The organism is Pseudomonas silensiensis (genome assembly GCF_050434865.1).
In the GTDB taxonomy this organism is placed as follows: domain Bacteria; phylum Pseudomonadota; class Gammaproteobacteria; order Pseudomonadales; family Pseudomonadaceae; genus Aquipseudomonas; species Aquipseudomonas fluorescens_W.
The window spans coordinates 60,258-79,556 of sequence record NZ_JBNDJH010000026.1; the positions used below are offsets into that span (position 1 = coordinate 60,258).

The 19,299-nt window shown below is 60.9% G+C and carries 17 protein-coding genes; 4 read left to right on the plus strand and 13 right to left on the minus strand.

Annotated elements, in window-relative coordinates:
* Window positions 1–91: 91 nt before the first annotated feature.
* The gene (locus QF010_RS28095) at window positions 92–1,003 is read right to left on the minus strand and encodes a LysR substrate-binding domain-containing protein (protein WP_429511158.1); all 912 of its coding nucleotides are present in this window, start codon (window positions 1,001–1,003) and stop codon (window positions 92–94) included.
* Between the two features lie 57 nt (window positions 1,004–1,060).
* Window positions 1,061–1,651, minus strand: a complete 591-nt coding sequence (gene mdaB / locus QF010_RS28100; RefSeq protein ID WP_033058190.1) for an NADPH:quinone oxidoreductase MdaB — start codon at window positions 1,649–1,651, stop codon at window positions 1,061–1,063.
* Window positions 1,652–1,811: 160 nt separating this feature from the next.
* Between mdaB and QF010_RS28105 the strand changes: the two genes are divergently transcribed.
* A complete protein-coding gene (locus QF010_RS28105; RefSeq protein WP_429511159.1) occupies window positions 1,812–2,126 on the plus strand; it encodes a putative quinol monooxygenase in 315 nt (104 codons plus the stop codon).
* Here QF010_RS28105 and QF010_RS28110 read toward each other — a convergent pair.
* Complete coding sequence (locus QF010_RS28110; RefSeq protein WP_429511160.1) at window positions 2,116–2,880, minus strand: sulfite exporter TauE/SafE family protein; 765 nt, start codon at window positions 2,878–2,880, stop codon at window positions 2,116–2,118. The two genes, QF010_RS28105 and QF010_RS28110, sit on opposite strands and share 11 nt — an antisense overlap.
* A 94-nt stretch (window positions 2,881–2,974) precedes the next feature.
* On the opposite strand from QF010_RS28110, the gene QF010_RS28115 reads away from it, so the two are divergent.
* The 3 genes from QF010_RS28115 (at window position 2,975) to QF010_RS28125 (ending at window position 5,104) form a co-directional block, all read left to right on the plus strand.
* Complete coding sequence (locus QF010_RS28115; protein ID WP_429534368.1) at window positions 2,975–3,865, plus strand: LysR family transcriptional regulator; 891 nt, start codon at window positions 2,975–2,977, stop codon at window positions 3,863–3,865.
* Between the two features lie 55 nt (window positions 3,866–3,920).
* On the plus strand, window positions 3,921–4,496 hold the full coding sequence (locus tag QF010_RS28120; RefSeq protein WP_033058197.1) for an NAD(P)H-dependent oxidoreductase: 576 nt from the start codon (window positions 3,921–3,923) through the stop codon (window positions 4,494–4,496).
* Between the two features lie 197 nt (window positions 4,497–4,693).
* Window positions 4,694–5,104, plus strand: coding sequence for a MerR family transcriptional regulator (locus QF010_RS28125; protein ID WP_033058198.1), 411 nt, complete (start codon window positions 4,694–4,696; stop codon window positions 5,102–5,104).
* Window positions 5,105–5,170: 66 nt separating this feature from the next.
* Here QF010_RS28125 and QF010_RS28130 read toward each other — a convergent pair whose 3' ends face one another.
* The 10 genes from QF010_RS28130 to QF010_RS28175 form a co-directional block, all read right to left on the minus strand.
* Window positions 5,171–7,786 carry an efflux RND transporter permease subunit gene (locus QF010_RS28130; protein ID WP_429534369.1) on the minus strand — a complete coding sequence of 872 codons (2,616 nt, stop codon included), beginning with the start codon at window positions 7,784–7,786 and terminating at the stop codon, window positions 5,171–5,173.
* Between the two features lie 33 nt (window positions 7,787–7,819).
* Window positions 7,820–8,656, minus strand: a complete 837-nt coding sequence (locus QF010_RS28135) for an outer membrane lipoprotein-sorting protein (protein ID WP_033058200.1) — start codon at window positions 8,654–8,656, stop codon at window positions 7,820–7,822.
* Between the two features lie 69 nt (window positions 8,657–8,725).
* Window positions 8,726–10,024, minus strand: coding sequence for a DUF1302 domain-containing protein (locus QF010_RS28140; RefSeq protein ID WP_429534370.1), 1,299 nt, complete (start codon window positions 10,022–10,024; stop codon window positions 8,726–8,728).
* 2 nt (window positions 10,025–10,026) lie between these two features.
* A complete protein-coding gene (locus QF010_RS28145; protein WP_429511163.1) occupies window positions 10,027–10,791 on the minus strand; it encodes an SDR family NAD(P)-dependent oxidoreductase in 765 nt (254 codons plus the stop codon).
* Window positions 10,788–11,525 (minus strand): 3-oxoacyl-ACP reductase family protein, encoded by a 738-nt coding sequence (locus tag QF010_RS28150; protein ID WP_429534371.1) that lies wholly within the window; start codon window positions 11,523–11,525, stop codon window positions 10,788–10,790. Before QF010_RS28150 ends, QF010_RS28145 begins: the two co-directional genes overlap by 4 nt.
* A 9-nt stretch (window positions 11,526–11,534) precedes the next feature.
* Window positions 11,535–14,405: an aminotransferase class III-fold pyridoxal phosphate-dependent enzyme gene (locus tag QF010_RS28155; protein WP_429534372.1), complete on the minus strand. Its 2,871-nt coding sequence runs from the start codon at window positions 14,403–14,405 to the stop codon at window positions 11,535–11,537.
* 55 nt (window positions 14,406–14,460) lie between these two features.
* Window positions 14,461–15,669, minus strand: coding sequence for a beta-ketoacyl synthase N-terminal-like domain-containing protein (locus QF010_RS28160; protein ID WP_429534373.1), 1,209 nt, complete (start codon window positions 15,667–15,669; stop codon window positions 14,461–14,463).
* A complete protein-coding gene (locus QF010_RS28165; protein ID WP_429534374.1) occupies window positions 15,666–16,961 on the minus strand; it encodes a beta-ketoacyl-[acyl-carrier-protein] synthase family protein in 1,296 nt (431 codons plus the stop codon). Before QF010_RS28165 ends, QF010_RS28160 begins: the two co-directional genes overlap by 4 nt.
* Entirely contained in the window at window positions 16,958–18,016 is a 1,059-nt protein-coding gene (locus QF010_RS28170; RefSeq protein ID WP_429534375.1) for a beta-ketoacyl synthase, read from the minus strand. Before QF010_RS28170 ends, QF010_RS28165 begins: the two co-directional genes overlap by 4 nt.
* A 1-nt stretch (window position 18,017) precedes the next feature.
* Window positions 18,018–19,292 carry a beta-ketoacyl-[acyl-carrier-protein] synthase family protein gene (locus tag QF010_RS28175; protein WP_429511167.1) on the minus strand — a complete coding sequence of 425 codons (1,275 nt, stop codon included), beginning with the start codon at window positions 19,290–19,292 and terminating at the stop codon, window positions 18,018–18,020.
* Window positions 19,293–19,299 lie beyond the last annotated feature (7 nt).

Consider the following 19,299-nt stretch of genomic DNA (forward strand, 5'->3'; position numbering starts at 1 on the left):
TGCGTTAATAAGTGATGCAGCCAGTATCGAGGACCGATGCCTGCGGAAACAGACAGCGTTGCCCAATTCACTCTTGCGCAGGGGTCACGAATCAGCCCTTGAAATCCGCGTTCGCGTAAGCCGCCAATTTGCCCTGGATGAAGTCCAGGAAGCACTGAATCCGTAGGGCTAGTTGCGAGTTGCGGTAGTACACCGCATTGATCGGCTGGCGATACCCGCTGTTGAAATCCGCCAGCAGCACCTGCAAACGACCGGCGCGAATGTCATCAATCGTCATGAAGTGCGACAGGCAGGCAATGCCCTGACCTTCCAGCACCAGGTGCCTGATCGTCTCGCCGCTGGAGGCGCTGATCGACGCCTGAATCGGCCAGCGATCACCGTGAACGTAACGCAGCGGCCATTGGTTGAGACCTTCGTTGTTGGTAAAACCCAGCAGCGTGTGCCCGGACAAATTCGCCACTTCAGCCGGTACGCCATGCTTTTCAAGATACGCCGGGCTGGCGACGATGTGCAGCGGGCTGCAACCCAGCGATCGAGCGTGCAAAGTCGAGTCGGCGAGCGTGCCGATGCGGATGGCGATGTCGGTACTTTGCTCGAGCAAATCGATGATCAAATCGTTGCTGTTGAGCTCCAGCTGGATGTCCGGATAGAGCCGGCGGAATTCGTCGATGTACGGCACGATAGCGTGCAGCATAAAGGGCGATGCGGCGTTGATCCGCAGACGCCCGGACGGGGTTTGCTGACGTGAGGTCAGGCGTTCTTCGAGCTCGTCCATCTGATCGAGAATCAGCTTGGCGTGCTCGAAGAAGTACTTGCCCTCTTCGGTCAGGTCCATACGCCGCGTGGTGCGGTTGATCAGCGTGGTATCGAGTTTCGCCTCCAGCCGCGACAGCGTACGGCTGACCGCCGAAGGCGTTTGCCCGACCTGTTCGGCCGCAGCGGAAATCGACCCGCATTCAATCACGCAGACGAAAATCTGCAACTCATCGGATCTGGCTTTCACGGATGCCCCTCATTCAAAACTGGCTTGATAGTAGCTGGATGCGGGGCAAAAGGAACCTTACGCCGGCAGGCCGAACACCTCGGTCAAATGCTGCTCATAGCGCGCGACATCGGCTTCGACATTCGGGCGCTTCATCACATCGACGGCCAGGAACGTCGGCAAACCGGTCATGCCGAGGAACTCGTTGGCCTTGTGGAACGGGAAGTACACCGCGTCCACACCCTTGGCTTCGAAGAAGTCGGTCGGGTCGTCGAAGGCTTGCTGCGGCGCGTTCCAGGTCAGGGACAACATGTATTGCTTGCCCTGCAACAGGCCACCACTGCCGTACTTTTGCGACGCGTCGGAACGGGTGCGGCCGTCGCTGGCGTAAAGGCTGCCATGGCCTTCGGTGAAGACTTCGTCGATGTACTTCTTGACGGTCCAGGGTGCACCCATCCACCAGCCGGGCATCTGATAAATGATCACGTCGGCCCAGAGGAATTTGGCGACTTCTTCGGCGACGTCGTAACCCTCGTCGATGAAGGTGGCTTTCACGTCGACACCGCCGCGATCCAGCACGCTCAGCGCGGCTTCATGCAGGGTGGTGTTGTAGCGGCCATCGGAGTGGGCAAATTTTTTGCCGCCATTGAGCAACAGGACTTTTTTCATGGGAAGTCTCGGAAGGTTGGAATTCGATGGCGGCAGAGTAGCGATCTGCCTCGCGCGGAATAAGCGCTGAATTCACAAAATTCATTTGACCAATACGCACGAATCGACAGGTGATTGTTGCCATAGACTTGCGCCGATTCTGAACTTGAGGAGATTTTTGATGAGTGAAATGCAAGGCTTCATCCTGCACGCCAAGACCCGCCCGGAAAAATCTGACGCCTTTGAAGCGTTTTTCAGCGGCTATGTGGAAGCAAGCCGCGCCGAGCCCGGTTGCATCGAATACCACATGCTGCGCGATAAACAGGACCCGACGCTCTTTATCTTCTTCGAGATTTGGCAGTCCCAGGCCCACCTCGATGTGCACTCGAACCTGCCGCACATGAAGCAGTTCCTCGAGCAGCGCGATGAGTACCTGGAGCGGGATTTCGATATCCGCGCCATCGGCATGCTCAGCCCGTCGTCCGCTACCCGCTGATCAGCAAGTGGCCGCCGAGCACGCCGAGGCCGATGAAGAACACGCGCTTGAACAACACGGCGCTAATCCGCTGGCGCAGCCATTGCCCCAGCAACATGCCGAGCACCGCCGGGATCAGCGCCAGCAACGACGCACTCAGCTCGCCGCCGCCTAGTGCGCCGCGCCATAACAGGCCGGCGGCCAAGGCCAGGGTCGAGACGGTGAACGACAGACCCAGCGCCTGCACCAGTTCATCCTTGCTCAAGCCCAAGGCTTGCAGATAAGGCACGGCCGGAATCACGAAGACGCCGGTGGCCGAAGTGATGACGCCCGTCAACACACCGCAAAGCGGACCGAGCCAACGCTCGGTGTGACGGCCGACGCGCAAGGTCGGCAGAAACAATCCGCTCAACGCATAGAGCAACAGCGCCGCGCCCAATCCCCGCACGACCCAATGACCACCGGCCATGCCGATCCACAACGTGCCCGCCCCGGTGCCGATGAAGATCGCCAACAGCATCGGCCACAGGCGTTTGATCAACCCTCGCAGATGCCCTCCGAATGTCAGTTGCCAGACATTGGTAAGCGTCGCGGGGATGATCAGCAGCGCGGCAGCCTGCGACGGAGCCATAGCCAGACCGAGCAGGCCCATTGCGATGGTCGGCAGGCCCAGGCCGATTACACCCTTGATCATGCCGGCCAGCAGAAAGGTCGCGATGACCATCAAGGAAAGGGCCAGACCGAGGTTTTGATAGAACGCGGCGAGAGTATTCATGGCGCTATCGTGAGCCCGGATTGGCTGCTTGAAAATCTGCCATATACTGAGACAGCCTCTTGTTTTGGTAGAGGCTCGACCTTCGGAACACACTATGCACTTCGACCTGACCGACCTGCGCCTCTACTTGAACATCCTCGACAGCGGCAACATCACCGCCGGCGCCGCTCGCAGTCATCTGTCCCTGGCGGCGGCGAGTGCACGCATCCGCGCCATGGAGGCTTCGTTGGGGATCGAGTTTCTGCAGCGAGGTCGCCGCGGTGTCAGCCCGACGCCGGCCGGCAAAGCCTTGGCACAACACGCCCGGGTCCTGCTGCAACAAGCCGAACGCATGCAGCAGGACCTGGCCGAATACGCCAAGGGCGTCAAAGGTCAGGTGCGACTGTTGTGCAATACCACGGCGATCACCGAGTACCTGCCGGAGTTGCTCGCGGACTTTCTGCGTAAACACCCGAATCTCGACATCGACCTTCAAGAGTTACCCAGTGCGCGCATCACCCATGCGTTGCGTCAGGGGGCTGCGGACCTCGGGATCGTGTCCGACGCCGTGGACACCGATGACCTGCAGACCCGGCCGTTTCGCGATGACCCACTGGTGCTGATCCTGCCTTCTGACCATCCCCTGGCCGAAACGCCGTCACTGACCTTCGCCGACACTTTGAGCCATGACTATGTGGCGCTGGGCGCCAGCAGTGCATTGGCGATCCACCTGGAAGAACAGGCCCTGCACATTGGCCAGCGCATGCCGATCCGCATTCGCGCCGACGGCTTCGACGGGGTCATTCGTATGGTCGCTCGCGGCGCAGGGCTGGCCATTGTGCCGCGGATGGTCATCGAGCGCTGGCCGCAGGTGCAAGCAGTCACGATCCGGTCTCTTCCCGAAGATTGGGCCAACCGCACCCTGAAAATTTGTGCCCGCGACTTCGACAACCTGCCTGGTTACGCCCGGGCATTGCTGGAAGCACTGACCCCGAGAACGCCTTGACTCTACCGTTAGGGGCAGACTCTATGCTGCGAGCTTCATTTCAGGAGTACACGCGATGAGCAAACGAATGCTCGTGATTCTGGGGCACCCCTCCACCGACAGTTTCTGCGGGGCACTGAGCGAAACTTACGTCCAGGCCGCCAAGGATGCCGGTCATGACGTGCGCCTGCTGCGTCTGGATGCGCTGGACTTCGATCCGGTCTTGCACGACGGCTATCACACGATCCAGCCGCTGGAGCCGGACCTGTTGCAAGCCCAGGCCGATATCACTTGGGCCGAACACCTGACGTTCGTTTATCCGATCTGGTGGGGCGGAATTCCGGCCCTGATGAAGGGCTTTCTTGACCGTATTTTCCTGCCCGGCTTTGCCTTCAAATACCGTGAGGGCAAGGCCTTCCCCGACAAATTGCTCAAGGGACGGACCGCACACCTGCTGGTGACCATGGACACGCCGCCCTGGTATTACAAATGGGTCTATCGCATGCCCGGCCTGCACCAGATGCGCAAGACAACCCTGGAGTTCTGCGGCATCAAGCCGTTGAAGACACTGACGTTCGGGCCGATCCTGGGTTCCAAGTCGACCCAGCGCGACGCCTGGCTGGAACAGGCCCGGGTCACCGCCGGCAGCTGACACCCCCTCGCTGTTTGCTGACGACGCGTCCTCGCCGTCAGCCCCTCCCCACGTCCCCTTCAAGCGGTCGTTCGTCGGTTGTGCGCGTCATTTACATGCTGCTGCAATCTTTGAACGCTATTCACTATATTATTCGCTCCGATCAGTCATGAAGTCTGGTCGCGCTACACCCTGTTTGATCATCGAGACGGATCTTTATGTATATCGGCAAAGCCGCCCAGCTGTCGGGCACCACAGTTAAAAGCATTCGCCATTACGAAGAAATCGGCCTGTTGCCCGAGCCCAAGCGTGAAGGCAAATACCGCATCTACAGCCAGCAGAGTGTCGAAGTATTAACGTTCATCAAGTGCGCCCAGCAACTGGGTTTCAAGCTCAAAGAGCTGCAGGTGATGTTGAACAACTACCACGGTGAAGAATTCCCGTGGGACATGGCGCAAAAAGCGATCGCCGAAAAAAAGGCCGAGCTGGTCTCCCAGATCGGCGCTCTACAGCAACTGCACAACGGCCTCGAAGAATTCGAAAACAACCTCAACGATGCCCGAGAGGAATGTCAGTTCGAGCGTATCGCCCGCTATGGCGAAAAAAACCCGAGCAATACGCTGAACTGAAGACCCTGCTGCGCCGGATGACCCGGCTCGCAGGTCACTTGCGCGCCTGCGTTACCGGTTATCAGGTCAGCTCAACGCTGGCTCCCGCACTGCTCGATCTTGTCCAGGCACCGGCGCGACCGGAACAATCGTCGCAAAGAACCACGGCGACACCAGCGTTACCAGCAGAATGGTCATGACACCGCTGGAAAACAGCGCCATCGCTACCAGTGCGCCCAAATCGACAATCGGCTTGAAGTCGGAAAACAGCAGCGCCATGAAGCCCACGGAGAAAATCACCACGTTGACCACGGTCGAACGGCCGACGCTGTGCATCGCCTGCAAAATGGCCGCATCGACATGAATTCCTTGCTGCACCAGCAGTTTGATTCGTGACAGCAGGTGCACCGCGTAATCGACCACACCGACTACCAGGAACGTCACCAGCGTCGTGCCGATGTTCAGCTCGATGCCGAACAGGAACATGCAGCCATAGACCGTCACCGAGGTGGTCAACAGGGTCAGCATGCCGAGAACGCCCAGGCGTACCGACTTGAGCCAATACATCATCATCAGCGTGACCACCACCAATGCCAGGGAAAAACTCAGGACCTGGCCCTGGGTGATTTCCTGCAACACGCCGGTCCAGATCAATGGCGTGCCGGCGTGCGTCACTTCGAGGTTGGCCGGTTTGTTCACCAGCAACCAGGCATCGAGCCGATCCAGCATGTCCTGGTAGTCGCTGGCCACCGAGGACGTCATGGTGTACAGCGTCAGCGCCTTGGAGTAGTCGGCATTGAGCACGTTGTTGAGGTCCGAGCCGCCGCCGTTCTCGAACAGCATCACGTGTTGCTCGATCAGCGAATTGCCCGGCACCTCGAACCGCTCGACCTGTCCTTCGTCATTGACCGACGTGACCTGCTCTGTCGCCTGGGGCACGCGCAAGTAGTCTGGGTTCATGTCGTTGAGCACCAGGTTCATGCGCTTGACGTAAGTGGCCAGAGAGTAGCCGTAACTGACATGCGGTTGCTGCTTGATGAAGTGGTCGAGCTTGTCGATGAACTGCACCACCTCTGTGGTCAGCACGCCGCGCGGCTCTTTGCTGTCGATGGCGATCCAGCCCGGTGCCGTGCCCGCGACCTTGGCGTGGTTGATGAACTGGTCGGAAACGCGGATATGACTCTCGGACTTGAAATAGGCGATGCCCGAGTCTTCGATATCGACGCGGAACGTAAACACCGTCATCAGGACCAGCAACGGCAGCGTCACCACCAGGATCGGTTTGCGCCACTGAATCAGTCGCGCACAAAACGCCACCAGGTAACGCGAAATTATCGACTCCTTGTGCACGGCAGCTAGAGTTTTAGGCGTCTGGTCCTTGCCCCAGATCGAGATCCAGGCCGGAATCAGCAACAGCGAAATGATCAGCGCCGCCGTCAGGCCGATGGACATGAACACGCCGAAATTGCGGATGCTGACAATGTTATTGGTGGTAGAAATCATGAAGGTGGCGATGGTGGTCACCGTCGTCAACACCACCGGTATAACCATCAGCCGTTGCGTCTCGCGATTGGCTTCGCGGTTACTTTTACCAGCGCTTTTCTGTTCGTAATACTCCGCCATCACATGGATCGCATCTGCGCAGCAAATGGTGAACAGAAACACCGGCAGTACGCTGGTCAGCAAGTCGAATGGCACCCGCAACAGGGCCATCAGGCCCAGGGTCCAGATGGTGCAGAACAGAATATTGAACAGCGGTAACAACACGCCCAGCGGTTTGCGGAAGAAGAAAATCAACAGCAGGGTGATCAGCAAAAAGACAATCGGAAACAGCACGGCCAGGTCATGGTCGATGATCTCTTGCTGGGCCGCGATGAAGATCGGCATACCGGCAATGAAAATCTCGTCCTTGAACTCGGGGTGCGCCGCCTGATAGTCCGCGACGATGCCACGCACGATCTGGTAGGCGCGCAGTTGCGCCTGGGCATCGTCTTGCTTGGTGCCCAGCTCGGCCACCAGCATCGCGACTTTCTTGTCCTTGGAGACCACCCCCTCGACCATCAGCTCGTTGCCCATGATCTGCGACTCGACCAACGCCGGGTCCATGTCGTAGGCGTTGAGGGTCTTGTGGATCAGCAACTCGCCATCGTCGGTCAGCACGATGTTTTCCAGATCACCCATGGACGCCATTTCGCGGATCGGGTTAATCCGCTCGGCGAGAAAGGTCAGGAACTGCTGATCATGGGCATCCCAGTTCTGGCTCTGGGCGTAATCACGCAGGGCCTTGGCCTGGGCATAGTCGTTCTGGGAAAAACCGTTCTCCAGAATGTCCCTCACCAACAATTGCGCGCGGCTGTCGTCCGGATATTTGGCGACGATTTGCGTCAACTGCTCCTTGTCGGCGTCGTTGGCCAGGATCATCTTGCGCATCGATTGCGACATCGAAAACAGGGCGTTGAGGGTCTGCTTGTTGAACACCGTCTGCGGGTTGTTCAGCGCCAGCATCACCGAGTCGAACGTACCGGTGAACTCGCTTTGCAGATCGATGATGGTTTTGCGCGCAGGATGGCTTTCCTTGAGCAGATAAGGGTTGGTGTCAGAGATCAGCGCGCCCAGCGTATAGGTGAAATACGCCGTGACCGCCACCAGCAGGAAAACGATCGCCCGCGCATAGCGCTCGACGAAGTTCAGGTATCTTTCCATAGTCATGCGTTCCAGGGTCGTCAGGGTCGGCGCTTAGCGGGCAGACACGGCAAAGTCGGGCACGTCGCCGGTTTTCAGCCCGCGCTTGATGGCGGTCTGGGTGAACAAACGGTCTTCCAGTTGCACGTTGTATTGCAGGTGGTTGAAGCGCATCTCTGAGCGCGTGCCGTCGATGAAGTGCTCGGTTTCGCTCAGCACGATGCTGTCAATCGAGTCGATGGTGTCGACCTTTTGCGTGCGCATCTGCTTGACCAGCACGCCTTTGACATCGAAGAAGTCTTGGCGCATGACCAGGAAATTCTGTTTGTCGATCCACACTTTCAGTTTGTTGTAGCCGGTCTTTGCCAACACCTCCGGTGACGCTGGCTCACGCTCGATCACGTAACAGTCGCGGCCCTTGACCTGCTCTTCGCCGACCAGCGTCTGGGTGTAATCCTTGACCCGGACCTTGTCCAGGTCGGCGTAGGAGTACTCGCTGCCCATGAATGAGCCGCGCTTGTCGGTGGTGGAGATCCGTCGTGTCTGGCGGCTGACCGGCAAGTACATCCACTGGCTGTCTTCCAGGCCCAGCGTTTCGTGGGGGTTTTCGATATGAAAGGCAACGTCGCGCACGTCCGTGGGGGCGGAAAAATACATGCTGAATTTGTCGCTGTCCGGGTAATCCTTTTGCAGGTAGGTGAACTCACGAACCCGGGTATTACCCTTCTTGTCGTGGAGGATCAGCGACACTTGGGACATGAAGCTTTTACCGTCGTTTCGATCCCGCACCTGACGGATGATTTCATCGGCATTCTTGCCGTCGGCGGCGGTGGCGCAAGCGCCGCTCAGGATCAATGCGGCAGCGGTCAGACTTTTGAATAGCGGCAACATGGGAACTTCCCTTTTCGTCAGATAAATACGGTCGAGCCAATGCGCCAGGGGCGCGCAGGCGTCATGGGGTTAAAACAGGTAACCGGCGGACAGCCGCACTTGATCGCGGTTGTCGTACTCGCCGAAGGTTTTGTCGGGCTTGCCGAAGAACACATCCACTTCAAGCCCGAGCTTGATCCAGTCCACCGGTTTGTAGGTGAAGATGCCTTGCAACAGCGCATCGTCCTTAAAAGGTGGCGAGGCGGCGACCACCAGCCGGCTCTTGAGTCGGTCCTGCCAATGGGTGCCTTCGGCCGACAAGGTGAACAAGTGTTCGCGCTTGTCTTGCAGCATGCCGTCCTGCCAGTCGAGCAGTTGCTGTTCCTGCCATTGCAACGAGATCAGCCAGTCGCGCAGCAAGTAATCGACGCCCAGCAACGATTTGACCATCGGGGTGCTGTCGGCGCCGTAGGCGCGGGTCGGATTGGTCACCCGCCAGTTGTCGAACCAGGCAATTTCGCTGCGCACCACGATGCTGTGACCGGCGTCGATCGCCAGCCCCGCACCGCCCATGGTGTAACGGGGAAACTGGCGCTCCAGCCGAGTGCGACCGTCATCGGCCAGGCCTTCGACGGCGTACACCGGGTCTTTCTGGCGGGCGTTCAGTGCGACGAAACTGGTGTCCACCGAACCGATCCGGCCGTTGGCGCTCAAGCCATACGAAAAGCCCTTGTCACCGTCGTAGCCGGGCTTGGAATCCAACAGAAAATACTGTGGATCCGGCACAGCAAACAGTGGTGCGTCGAACTCGCTGCCCGCCACCGGCGGCTGGTTTTTGACAAAATCGGTGACCCACAGCGCCTCCAGTTCCCACTCGCCCACCGGTTGCGCAAACCGCACCATGGGCACCGCGATCCGGCTGTCTTCCAGTAGCGGAGTCAGGCCGTCGCGATAGTCCACCGGGTTGACCTGATCGAGTACCCGCAACTCATCGGCACGGCCCCAGACCACTTGTTGCCAACCGATGGTCACCTCGCCGTCGCCCACCGACTGGCCCCAGTACAAATGCCGCCAGTCGGCGTCGAAGCGGTATTTGTCCCGCGCCCGTTCGCTGTACGGATTGTTGCCGTCATACCGGGCGTCGTAACGCACCCGACCTTTGGCCTTGTAGTAACCACCGTCCCAGTTGTCTTCCAGGTTGGCCTTGAAATACATGGCCTTCTGAGTGACCTGGTCGTCACCGTGCAAGCGCAGCGCGGTGGCCACGCCGACTTCGGCATCGGCGTAATCCGGCTTGAAGTCGTCCACCGTCAATTCAGCCAGCGCCGGCGGCGCGGCCATGCACGCCAACACCGCCCACGCGGTGCGGCTAAAAGAAGATCCCTGCATGGCTACATTCCCAACCCGACACCGCCGTCGATCACCAGGCTCTGGGCGGTTACCCCGCCCGCTTCGGGGCTGGCCAGGTAACGCACCATCGCCGCGACTTCTTCGCTTTGAATGAAGCGTCGCATCGGCAGTTTCTTCTTGGCGTTACGCAGGATCTGTTCCTGGGTCAGCCCGGCAATGGCCGCTTGCGCCGCCAGTTCACCTTGCAGCATTGGCGTATCGATCCACGCGGGCAGAATCGCGTTGACGGTGATCTGCCGGGGCGCCAGGTCCATCGCCAGGGCTTTGGTCATGCCGACGATGCCGTGCTTGGAAGCGCAGTACGCGGTGTTGCGGACCTTGCCGGCGCGGCCCAGGATCGATGACATGTTGATGATCCGCCCGCGATCCGGCATCAACGGCAGGCATAACGAGGTGACGTAGAACGTACCGTTGAGGTTGACCGAAATCACTTTGTGCCAGTTGTGCAAATCTTCCGGTTCATTCTCGTTGCAGATGCCGGCGCTGTTGACCAGCACATCGACGTACTCCACTTGTTTGGCCAGCACTTTGAAGAACGCTTCCATGCCTGGCAGGTCGGCAATGTTCGCGGCATGGGTTTCGACCCGTGCCTTGATCTGCCCTTGTTGCTCATCGACCCAACGTTGCAGTTCCGGCAAATCCAGGTCCAGCAGGATCAAGCGGTGCCCGGCGTCGGTGGCAAAATTCTCCGCCACCGCCCGGCCGATGCCCTTGGCGGCGCCGGTAATCAGAATGGTCCGGCTCATGGCATTTTCAACCCGCCGTTGACCGGCAGGACCTCACCCGTCAGGTACAAACCACGATCGGCGATGTACAGCACCGCCTCGGCAATTTCATGGGGTTCGGCGTAACGTTTAATCAGCAGGCGCGACTGGATTTCCTGTTCCTGACTGCCAATCAGTGCCGTGCTCATTTCGGTGTTGACGATGCCCGGGGCCACCGCATTCACCCGAATGTTGCGCGGCGCCAACTCCACCGCCAGGGCACGGGTCAGCGCTTCGACGCCGCCCTTGGCCGCGGCATAGTTGCTTTGACCCTTGCCGGGTTTCTGTGCGGCCACCGAGCTGATGTTGACGATGCAACCGCTGCGCTGGCGCATCATGGACGGAACCACCTGCTGACAGCAGAGCAAGGTGCCAATCAGGTTGGTCTGGATCACCTCGATGATGTCACGGCTCGGCATCGTCGCCAGCAACCCGTCACGGGTGATCCCTGCGTTGTTGACCAGCAGGTCGATGCGCTGGAAATGCTGTTCGACGCGTTCGAAAAAGCCCTTGATGCTGTCGCCGCTGCTGACGTCGCATTGCAGCGCCAGGCATTCGAGGCCCAGCGCCTCGACCTCGTCACGCAAGGACGCGGCCGACACTTCGTCGCGCACAAAACTGAACGCGATCTGATAACCCGCGCCGGCCAGGGCCAGGACGATCGCCCGGCCGATGCCACGACTGCCACCGGTCACTACTGCTACTTTATTCGGCATGACCGTTCCTTAGAGTGAGTTGTCAGTCTTGAACTGCGCGAGGCTGAAGCCGTGGGTCGCGGCCAGGGCACGAATCTGCTGCACCTGCTCGCGACTGATATCGCCGTAGGAGTAGTGCTGTTTCATCCCGGACAAGCCCATCAACACCGACTCCGCCATGCAGGCATACAGCTGACCTTCCTTGAGGTAGGCGCGCACGTTGCGGATCAGGCCATCGCCCAGCGGGGTCTGGACGATCCCGCCGTGCATGTACAGCACGTCAGTCCGTTGGCCGGAGAGGTTCTGATCGACGTTCAGCGGCACCGCGATGTCGCAGATCACGCTGTTTTCAGCGAAGTGCCCTGCACCGAGAAACGGCTGGGGAGCGTTCGCAGCACAGAGCACGATGCGCGCCTGCTTCAGCACATCAAGGTCATTGCTGACCGTGATGAACGCATTCGCGCCCAGGCGTTCTTCGACCAGGCGCTGCACCCGCTGACCGAGGTCGGCGCCGGCACCGTGGGCCTGCAACAACGCGTCTATGCCGTCGAGTTTCTGCAAGCGGCTGGCGAGGCGGTCGTGCTCGGCGACACCCTTGAGAATCGCACGGGCGGCGTCGGCGTAAATCAGCTGGGCGGTCTTCTCCAGACGCCGCAGGGAGCCGTCACGACCGCTACCGATGAGGATCAGGTGCTCGACACTGGTGGACAGCAACGAGGCGTACGTCGAGGCAATGTTGCCGGCCGCGCCGACCACGGCGGCCGTCTGCTGGCTCAGTTCCAGGCCTTGCTGCTTGCAACCCTGCTCGATCGCTTCCAGGCCCATGCCGATGGTCAGCGCGTTGCCCGAGGTCAGCGCCATGTCGGGGATTTTCAGCGCCTGACAGTTGTTGGTGACGATCGAGGTGTACATGCCCAGACCGGCCACGCTGTAGCCATCGGCACGGGCATCACGGATGCGATTGCCGACTTCATCACGAATGGTGTCCAGGTCACCACTGGCGATGTACGCGGCCATGGCATCGGAATCCATGCACAACGGGTACAGGGTGAATTCCACGGCGGTGCCGAGTTTCGAGCGAATCAGCACCGGGCCGATCGGCGCGGCACGCCGCTCCGGAGCCATGCGTTTGATGAACTCGCGCTTCTGTTCGGCGCTCAGGGTGGACAGCGACGGGTCGACATCACTCAGCATGTCCGAATCGATCAGGTGATTGATGAACGCCACGCGCGCCACCACGCGAACGCTCTCGTCAGGCTTTGGGAGGTTTTCAGGCTCCTTGAAGCTCACCTCGCGTGCAGGCACTTCGCCGATGCTATCGGCGCACACACCGGCCGCCAGCGGAAAAGCATCACGGCGACGCAGCATGTCGCAGACCTTTTGCAATGAGCCCATCAAGCCGTCGATTTCCTCGAAGGTGATGCACACCGGCGGCTCCAGGCGAATCACGTTGGCGTTGCTGCCCGACGGCGCGACCCGCAGCGATTCGAATTGCAGCAGGTAGCCGGCGATGATGTAACCCAGCGCATCGTTGTACTGCGCAGACGCCTGGACCAGCGAACTGGTGCCGGTCAGGTCGTGCAGTTCGAACCCCAGCAACAACCCGCGACCACGCACATCGGCAATCACGTCCGGGTACGCGGCTTTGAGTTCGAGCAACGACGACTTGAGGTATTCGCCTTTCCTGTTCACATCCTTGAGCATCGCGCTGTCGTTCTCGAACAAGCGGCGCAACGCCGACAGGGCGATATGACACGAGGCATCGTCTTCGGCGAAGGTCGAACTGTGGATGTAGCTGAAATCGTTTTCGTAGTGGCTGGCGCGGATGACCGTCGCGGCGATTTTCATCAGGCCACCGCCCAACGCTTTGGACAGGCAGTAGTAATCGCCCTGCAAGTTGAAATGGCTGGAGCCAAGCAAAGTGCCGGTGCGACCGAAGCCCGATTGCACTTCGTCGATGATCAGCGGGGATTGCTGCTCGTTGCACAGGCGACGCAGGCCCAGGTAGAACTCGCTGGCAAACTCGTTGATGCCGCCCTCGCCCTGGATCGGCTCCAGCAACACCGCAGTGATCGCACTGAACGCTTCACGACGCACTTGCAAGGTCTCGCCGCTCCACTCCAGGCTCAGCCAATGCCGAGTGTGACGGGCCGGCAAATCCTTGAGTTGCTGAGGTTGTTGCGGGTCGATGAACTCGACGTTGAGACCAAATCGGGCGAACGGCTGGCGGTACTGTTTGCCGTAAGTCAGCTGGACGGTATTCACCAGTTTGCCGTGGAAGCTGCCGCGCAGGGCGACGAACACCGGCTCGACATGCAGTTGCGCGAGGTTGTGTTGACGCACCGCTTCCACCACTTGGCGGACGGTCACGTAAGACAGATTGTCCGGCAGCAACCCGACAGGCAGGTCGAGCTCGTCGACGTCCAGTTCGACATAGGCCTTGTCGCTGGCGGTCAGGTTGGCGAGGGCGAAATCCCGTTCGTCAAACTGCTTCTGCAAGGTTTTCTGGCGGCGGTATTCGGCATGCTTGACGGCGATTTCCACCGACTCGGCGCCACTGTTGGAGAAGGTCGAAATGTAGCGCTCGCTATTGTTCAACTCCCGGTTGAACGCCTCGCTGAGCTCGCGCCCCAGCAGACCGGCCGCGCCACGCACGGACATCTGCGCATTGAACGGCACATCGGCGCGCAACAGGCCGCAGAGTTGATCGACGAACTGCGGGTCATTGTGGCCAAACAACGCAGCGCCATAACCGCCGAGAAAGTCGGTGACGGTCACATCGCAGCCCTGTTTGTCGCGGTAGAACAGCTTGCTGCCCAACGCCCGATGGAACTGGCACTCCAGACCCAGGGCCTGCATCAGTTCAACAAATTTCGGTCGTACGTAATCGCGATAATCCATGACAGCCATATCCCTTGATTAGAAAAATAGAAGCGATTCAATGCGCTCAAAACGGCTAGTCGGCCGCCTGATAATCGAGCTGGTAACAGGCGCTGAAACCATTGTCGTCGCGGTTGATGACCAGGCAGTCGCGCAGCACCGCGTCCCGCCCCTCACCGAGCACAAACGGCAGGCGCAGATCCACCGGTTGCTGCAACCCGATGATCGGCGGCACACGCTGGGCATGCAGCGCGTTGCGGGCCAGGATCAGGTCGACCAGGCTCGGCGCACCGCTGAGGATGCCGGTCACCGGCACGCTACTGGTGATGTGCGCGGCACCGGCGCGGGCCAGCGTTCGGGCCAGGTCGGCGTCCTTGTACGGATCGCCGCTGGCGCTGCTGACCAGCAGATCGATCTGCTTGTCCGGCAGGTTCAACGACCCCACACGCGGATGGGCGGAGAGTCCGGCCAGGCAGGTCTGCGGCCCATCCGCCAGATCGTCGGCCCGGCGCAAAATCAACGCCGCCGCCCCTTCGCCGGCAATCCCGCCGGTGCCTTGGCGATCGAATGCACGCAAGGTTTGAGAACCATCGGTGCTGATCACGCCAGCCTCGGCCAATGCGGCCAATGCCAATGGATCGAGTTCACTGCCGGCACCGACCACAATCGCCGCATCGATACGGCCGCTTTGCAACGCCGCGCACGCCTGGCGCAATGCCGCCAGATTGCCGGCCACGCCTTGCATGTAAGCGTTGCATTCACACTCCAGTTTCAGCGCCAGGCTGACAATCCCGAGCAAGCCGTTGCTCAGGCTTTTGAGTACCAGGAACGGGTCGAGCGCACGCTCCTGCAACACCCGTTGAGCGAGGCGCCGCATGTCGGCGCCGGACTCATTGCGGCACTCGTGGAGCAACTCACCATAGGCCACCAACGACGGATGGGTGTAACCGCCCTGACAGCAATAGAGGCCATAACGCAGACCGTCATTGCCCGGTTCAAGCCCGGCTTCAGCCAAGGCCTGGCGCACCGCGCTGACACCCCAGATCACTGCTGGCGGGCAATAGCGCTGGAGGTTCTGGGCCACGTCCTGGCGGCTGGTTTGATGGTCTTCATCACTGACAAGCCCGAAGGCCGTCACGCGCTCACTGTGAAACCATTTCGACTGCAGCAAAGCGATGCCGCTACGGGCTTCACTGGCCGCCGACCAGAAGCGTTGCACGCCCCAGCCGCTGGGTAATACGCAACCGCTGCCGGCGACCGCAACACGCACAGTAGCGTCAGTCATTGTCCGTGCTCCCGATATTTGCCAAGGGCCAGGGAGGTGTTGAGGCCGCCAAAACCGAAGGAGTTGCTCAAGGCAAAATCCACTCGGCGGCTGACCGCTTGCCCGGCGCAATAGTCCAGGTCGCACTGCTCATCGACGTCATGCACGTTCACGGTCGGCGTGACCAGATCGTTCAGGCACGCCAGCGCCGTGACCATGCATTCCGGCGCCCCGGCGGCGGCAATCAAGTGGCCGAACTGCGACTTGTTGGCACTGACGGTCAGGGACCGGTAGTGCCTGTGCTCGGCGAACACACTTTTGATCGCCAGGGTTTCCGCAACGTCATTGAGCGGCGTCGAAGTACCGTGGGCGTTGATCAGATCGATTTGTTGCGCGCGCAGGCCGGCGTCGTCCAGCGCAGCTTGCATCGCCAGCGCCGCGCCCCGGCCTTCGGGTTGCGGGGCGGTGACTTTGTAGGCGTCCAGGCTGCTGCCAAAGCCGAGGACTTCGGCATAGGGCGTCGCCCCTCGCGCCAGCGCGTGTTCAAGGCTTTCCAGCACCACGAAACCACCGCCCTCGCCGGCAATCAGGCCACTGCGATTACGGTCGAACGGCCGGCACAAATCGACACCCCAGCGCTGTTCGCTCGATGCCGCGCCGAGCAGGTACAGCGCGGCCATGGTGTCGAGGTTCAGCACCGAATCGGCGCCACCGGCAATCGCCACGTTCACTTCACCGCGACGAATCATCTGGAAGGCATTGCCGATGGCCTGGGAGGCTCCGGCGCACGCGCTGCTGATATTAATCACGGGGCCTTCACAGCCCAGTCCATCGGCAATCACCCGCGCCAGCCGATCATTGCTCTGGCGCAACGAGCCCTCGGCATTGACCTGTCCGGCACGAGGCATCAGGTGTTGCCAGCCTGGGGCACTGCCATCCGGTGCCAGCGTCAACAGCATGTCGGCCAGCATGTGCTGGGGCGCGCCCGAGGCGCAGAGCACGGCGGCTTCACGTAGTTGATCAGGCGCAAGTCGGCTGTCGTTCACCGCTTGGGTGGCGGCCACCCAGCCAAAGCGACTGCGCTTTTCCAGCGCAATGTTCCAGGCGGGATGGTCCTTCAAGGCCTCGGGCAACAGGGTCATATCCACGGCTGCGGCGTAGCGCACCGGGAACGTGCCGTCGCCCACCCCGTCGGGCTGCCATGGACATACACAATGTTCGGCGCCGAGCATTTTTTCCCAGAGGGTCTGCCATTCGAAACCGAACCCGGTCACGGCGCCCATGCCGGTGATCACAATCCGTGTCGCACTCATGTGTGCTTCTCCAGGGTTTCACTGGCCAGCAGCAAAGCGCCCCAATGACCGGCGCGGCTATGGCTGACAAACAGCGTGTGGCCCGGTGTCGCCGAGGCACTTTGGGTGTGGTGCAAGGCCAGCGCGATCTCGCTCAGCAACGTGCTGGCGCCAAGATCGCCGGTCATGTCCCGAGCGCTACGAACGCCCCGTGGGTGTTCGGCGAACAGGCTCATCAATTGCGCATCCTCGGGGTTGGCGACGATCTGCTCGACGTCACCGAGACACAGTTTTTCCAGGCTCAGCGCTTGGTCGATAACCCGCCGGGCAACCGCTGCGCCACGTTGCGGATCAGCGCTGTAACCCCGAGCGAACCCGGCGATGCGCAAGGCGTGCGGGGTGGTGCGCGAAGGGGCCGAACTCAGCAGCAGCGCCGCGGCCCCCTCACCGAAAATCGCCTCGGCTGACGGAGTGGGTTCACGCAGATACAGGGCCGGCGTCAGGTTCGGACTGCTGCTGACCACCAGCGCGGCGTCGGCGCGTTGCTCGACAATCTGCTGGCAGGCTTCGACGAGGGCATCAAGCCCGGCGTTGTCCTGGGAACAGAACCCGCCCATCGGCCCGTGGCATTGCAACGCTTCGGCCACGTAGGCCATCACGCTGCTGTTGAGCAGCGTGATGGCGTGCAGTGGCGGTGTGTTGGCCAACAGTTGTGCCAGAGGCTTTTGCGGTTGCTCGCTGATCGCTTGCACCGCGTCCCAGCAAGGACTTGGCGCGTCGACCTCCGGAATGGCTGCCGTGAGGGCAATCCGTGACGGCGGCAGTTGCAGGGCCGCCAGCGCGGGGGCCAGGCGTGCCACGCAATGCAACAGGCGCAAGCCTTGTGGTTCGACGCTGCGCTGGATCTTGCGGTCGAACAGATCGCTGACCAGACGCGGTGTCGGCAGCGCAAAAGCCCGCCGCGTCGCGTCGAATGCCAGCGGTTGCGGCGAGGGCGGCGTCCCGAGCAGGTCGGCACATTCGCTGCCGGCGGCGTTCAATACGGCCGCCGAATGGATGTAAACGGCAATGCTCATGTCATGCCCTCCCCAGAACCAGCGAGCTGTTGACGCCGCCGAAACCGAACGAGTTGGACATCACCACGTTGATCGACTGGCGCATCGGCTCGCTGAGAAATGTCAGCGAGGGGTATTCGGCGCGGTCGTGATCGTAGTTCAAGGTCGGCAACAGTACGCCGTCCCGCAGGCTGATCAGCGACAGCACCGCTTCAATCGCGCCGCTGCCCGCCAGGGAATGACCGATGGCCGATTTGTTGGCGGTGAACGTCACGTGTTCCTGGCACTCGCCGAACACCCGCTGCAAGGCCAAGGCCTCGCAGCTGTCGTTGGCCTGGGTGGATGTGCCGTGGGTGTTGACGTGTTGCACGGCACTGCTGAGCAGCCCCGCGTCTTCGATTGCAGCTTCCATGCATTCCTCGTATTTGCTGCCATCCCGGCTGCTGGAGGTCATTTTCTGTGCCTCGCACACATTCGCATAACCCAGCACTCGCCCCACCGTCGTGGCTTTGCGACGTTGGGCATGCTCGGCGGATTCGAGAATGACCATGGCCGCACCCTCGCTGATCACGAAGCCGCAGCGGTCCGGCATGAACGGTCGGCTCTGCTCGCTGGCCGGCAGGTCGGCCTGGCACAGCGCGCCGAGGCTGTTGAACATGTAATACGGCAACTCGTTGGCCATCAGTTCGACGGCACCGCAAATGGCCAGATCGATTTCGCCACGCTCGATCGCCCGGTAGGCGCTGCCGATCGCCATGGTGCCGGCGGCGCAGGCATCGGAATGAGTCGAAATGTGATCGCGGATCCCGAGCGTCTCGGCCAGGTGCAGGGTCTGCTGATCGACCCGGCGCCCGAAGAGCGCGCTCGATGGCGCCGGGTTATCCAGCAGCTGATCCAGATCGACACGCCCGGTCTCACCCATGAAGCGACTGACCCGATGCAGGTCGTGACTGTCCGCGCAGTGCTTGTTGGCCCCCAGGAACAATCCACTGCGGGTGTGAGCAAAGGCTGTCGGGGTCAGGCCGGCGTGCAGCAAGGCTTGGCGGGCGACAAACTCGGCCAGCACGCTTTGCCGCGGGTGCAGCGCGGCATTGCCGCCGAAACCGGCGGCGATCTGCTGCCACTGGCCGTCGTCGATAAACCCGGCAGCGCTGTTGTTGAACCCCAGCGCCTTGAACCGTGGATGTTCGCGAACACAGGACTGCTTCTGGCAGATCCGCTCGAACAACGTGGCGGCGTCCAGCGCCATGGGCGCCACCAGACCGAATCCGGTCACATAGACTTCTCGTGTCCGCATGTGAACT

What these genes read in the sequence shown, in the direction of transcription:
- QF010_RS28135 (WP_033058200.1), bottom strand. Translation starts at nt 8,656, where the DNA reads ATGTTGCCGCTATTCAAAAGTCTGACCGCTGCCGCATTGATCCTGAGC.
- QF010_RS28125 (WP_033058198.1), top strand. Translation starts at nt 4,694, where the DNA reads ATGTATATCGGCAAAGCCGCCCAGCTGTCGGGCACCACAGTTAAAAGC.
- QF010_RS28140 (WP_429534370.1), bottom strand. Translation starts at nt 10,024, where the DNA reads ATGCAGGGATCTTCTTTTAGCCGCACCGCGTGGGCGGTGTTGGCGTGC.
- QF010_RS28110 (WP_429511160.1), bottom strand. Translation starts at nt 2,880, where the DNA reads ATGAATACTCTCGCCGCGTTCTATCAAAACCTCGGTCTGGCCCTTTCC.
- QF010_RS28120 (WP_033058197.1), top strand. Translation starts at nt 3,921, where the DNA reads ATGAGCAAACGAATGCTCGTGATTCTGGGGCACCCCTCCACCGACAGT.
- QF010_RS28105 (WP_429511159.1), top strand. Translation starts at nt 1,812, where the DNA reads ATGAGTGAAATGCAAGGCTTCATCCTGCACGCCAAGACCCGCCCGGAA.
- QF010_RS28165 (WP_429534374.1), bottom strand. Translation starts at nt 16,961, where the DNA reads ATGAGTGCGACACGGATTGTGATCACCGGCATGGGCGCCGTGACCGGG.
- QF010_RS28145 (WP_429511163.1), bottom strand. Translation starts at nt 10,791, where the DNA reads ATGAGCCGGACCATTCTGATTACCGGCGCCGCCAAGGGCATCGGCCGG.
- QF010_RS28160 (WP_429534373.1), bottom strand. Translation starts at nt 15,669, where the DNA reads ATGACTGACGCTACTGTGCGTGTTGCGGTCGCCGGCAGCGGTTGCGTA.
- QF010_RS28175 (WP_429511167.1), bottom strand. Translation starts at nt 19,292, where the DNA reads ATGCGGACACGAGAAGTCTATGTGACCGGATTCGGTCTGGTGGCGCCC.
- QF010_RS28115 (WP_429534368.1), top strand. Translation starts at nt 2,975, where the DNA reads ATGCACTTCGACCTGACCGACCTGCGCCTCTACTTGAACATCCTCGAC.
- QF010_RS28150 (WP_429534371.1), bottom strand. Translation starts at nt 11,525, where the DNA reads ATGCCGAATAAAGTAGCAGTAGTGACCGGTGGCAGTCGTGGCATCGGC.
- mdaB (WP_033058190.1), bottom strand. Translation starts at nt 1,651, where the DNA reads ATGAAAAAAGTCCTGTTGCTCAATGGCGGCAAAAAATTTGCCCACTCC.
- QF010_RS28155 (WP_429534372.1), bottom strand. Translation starts at nt 14,405, where the DNA reads ATGGATTATCGCGATTACGTACGACCGAAATTTGTTGAACTGATGCAG.
- QF010_RS28170 (WP_429534375.1), bottom strand. Translation starts at nt 18,016, where the DNA reads ATGAGCATTGCCGTTTACATCCATTCGGCGGCCGTATTGAACGCCGCC.
- QF010_RS28130 (WP_429534369.1), bottom strand. Translation starts at nt 7,786, where the DNA reads ATGGAAAGATACCTGAACTTCGTCGAGCGCTATGCGCGGGCGATCGTT.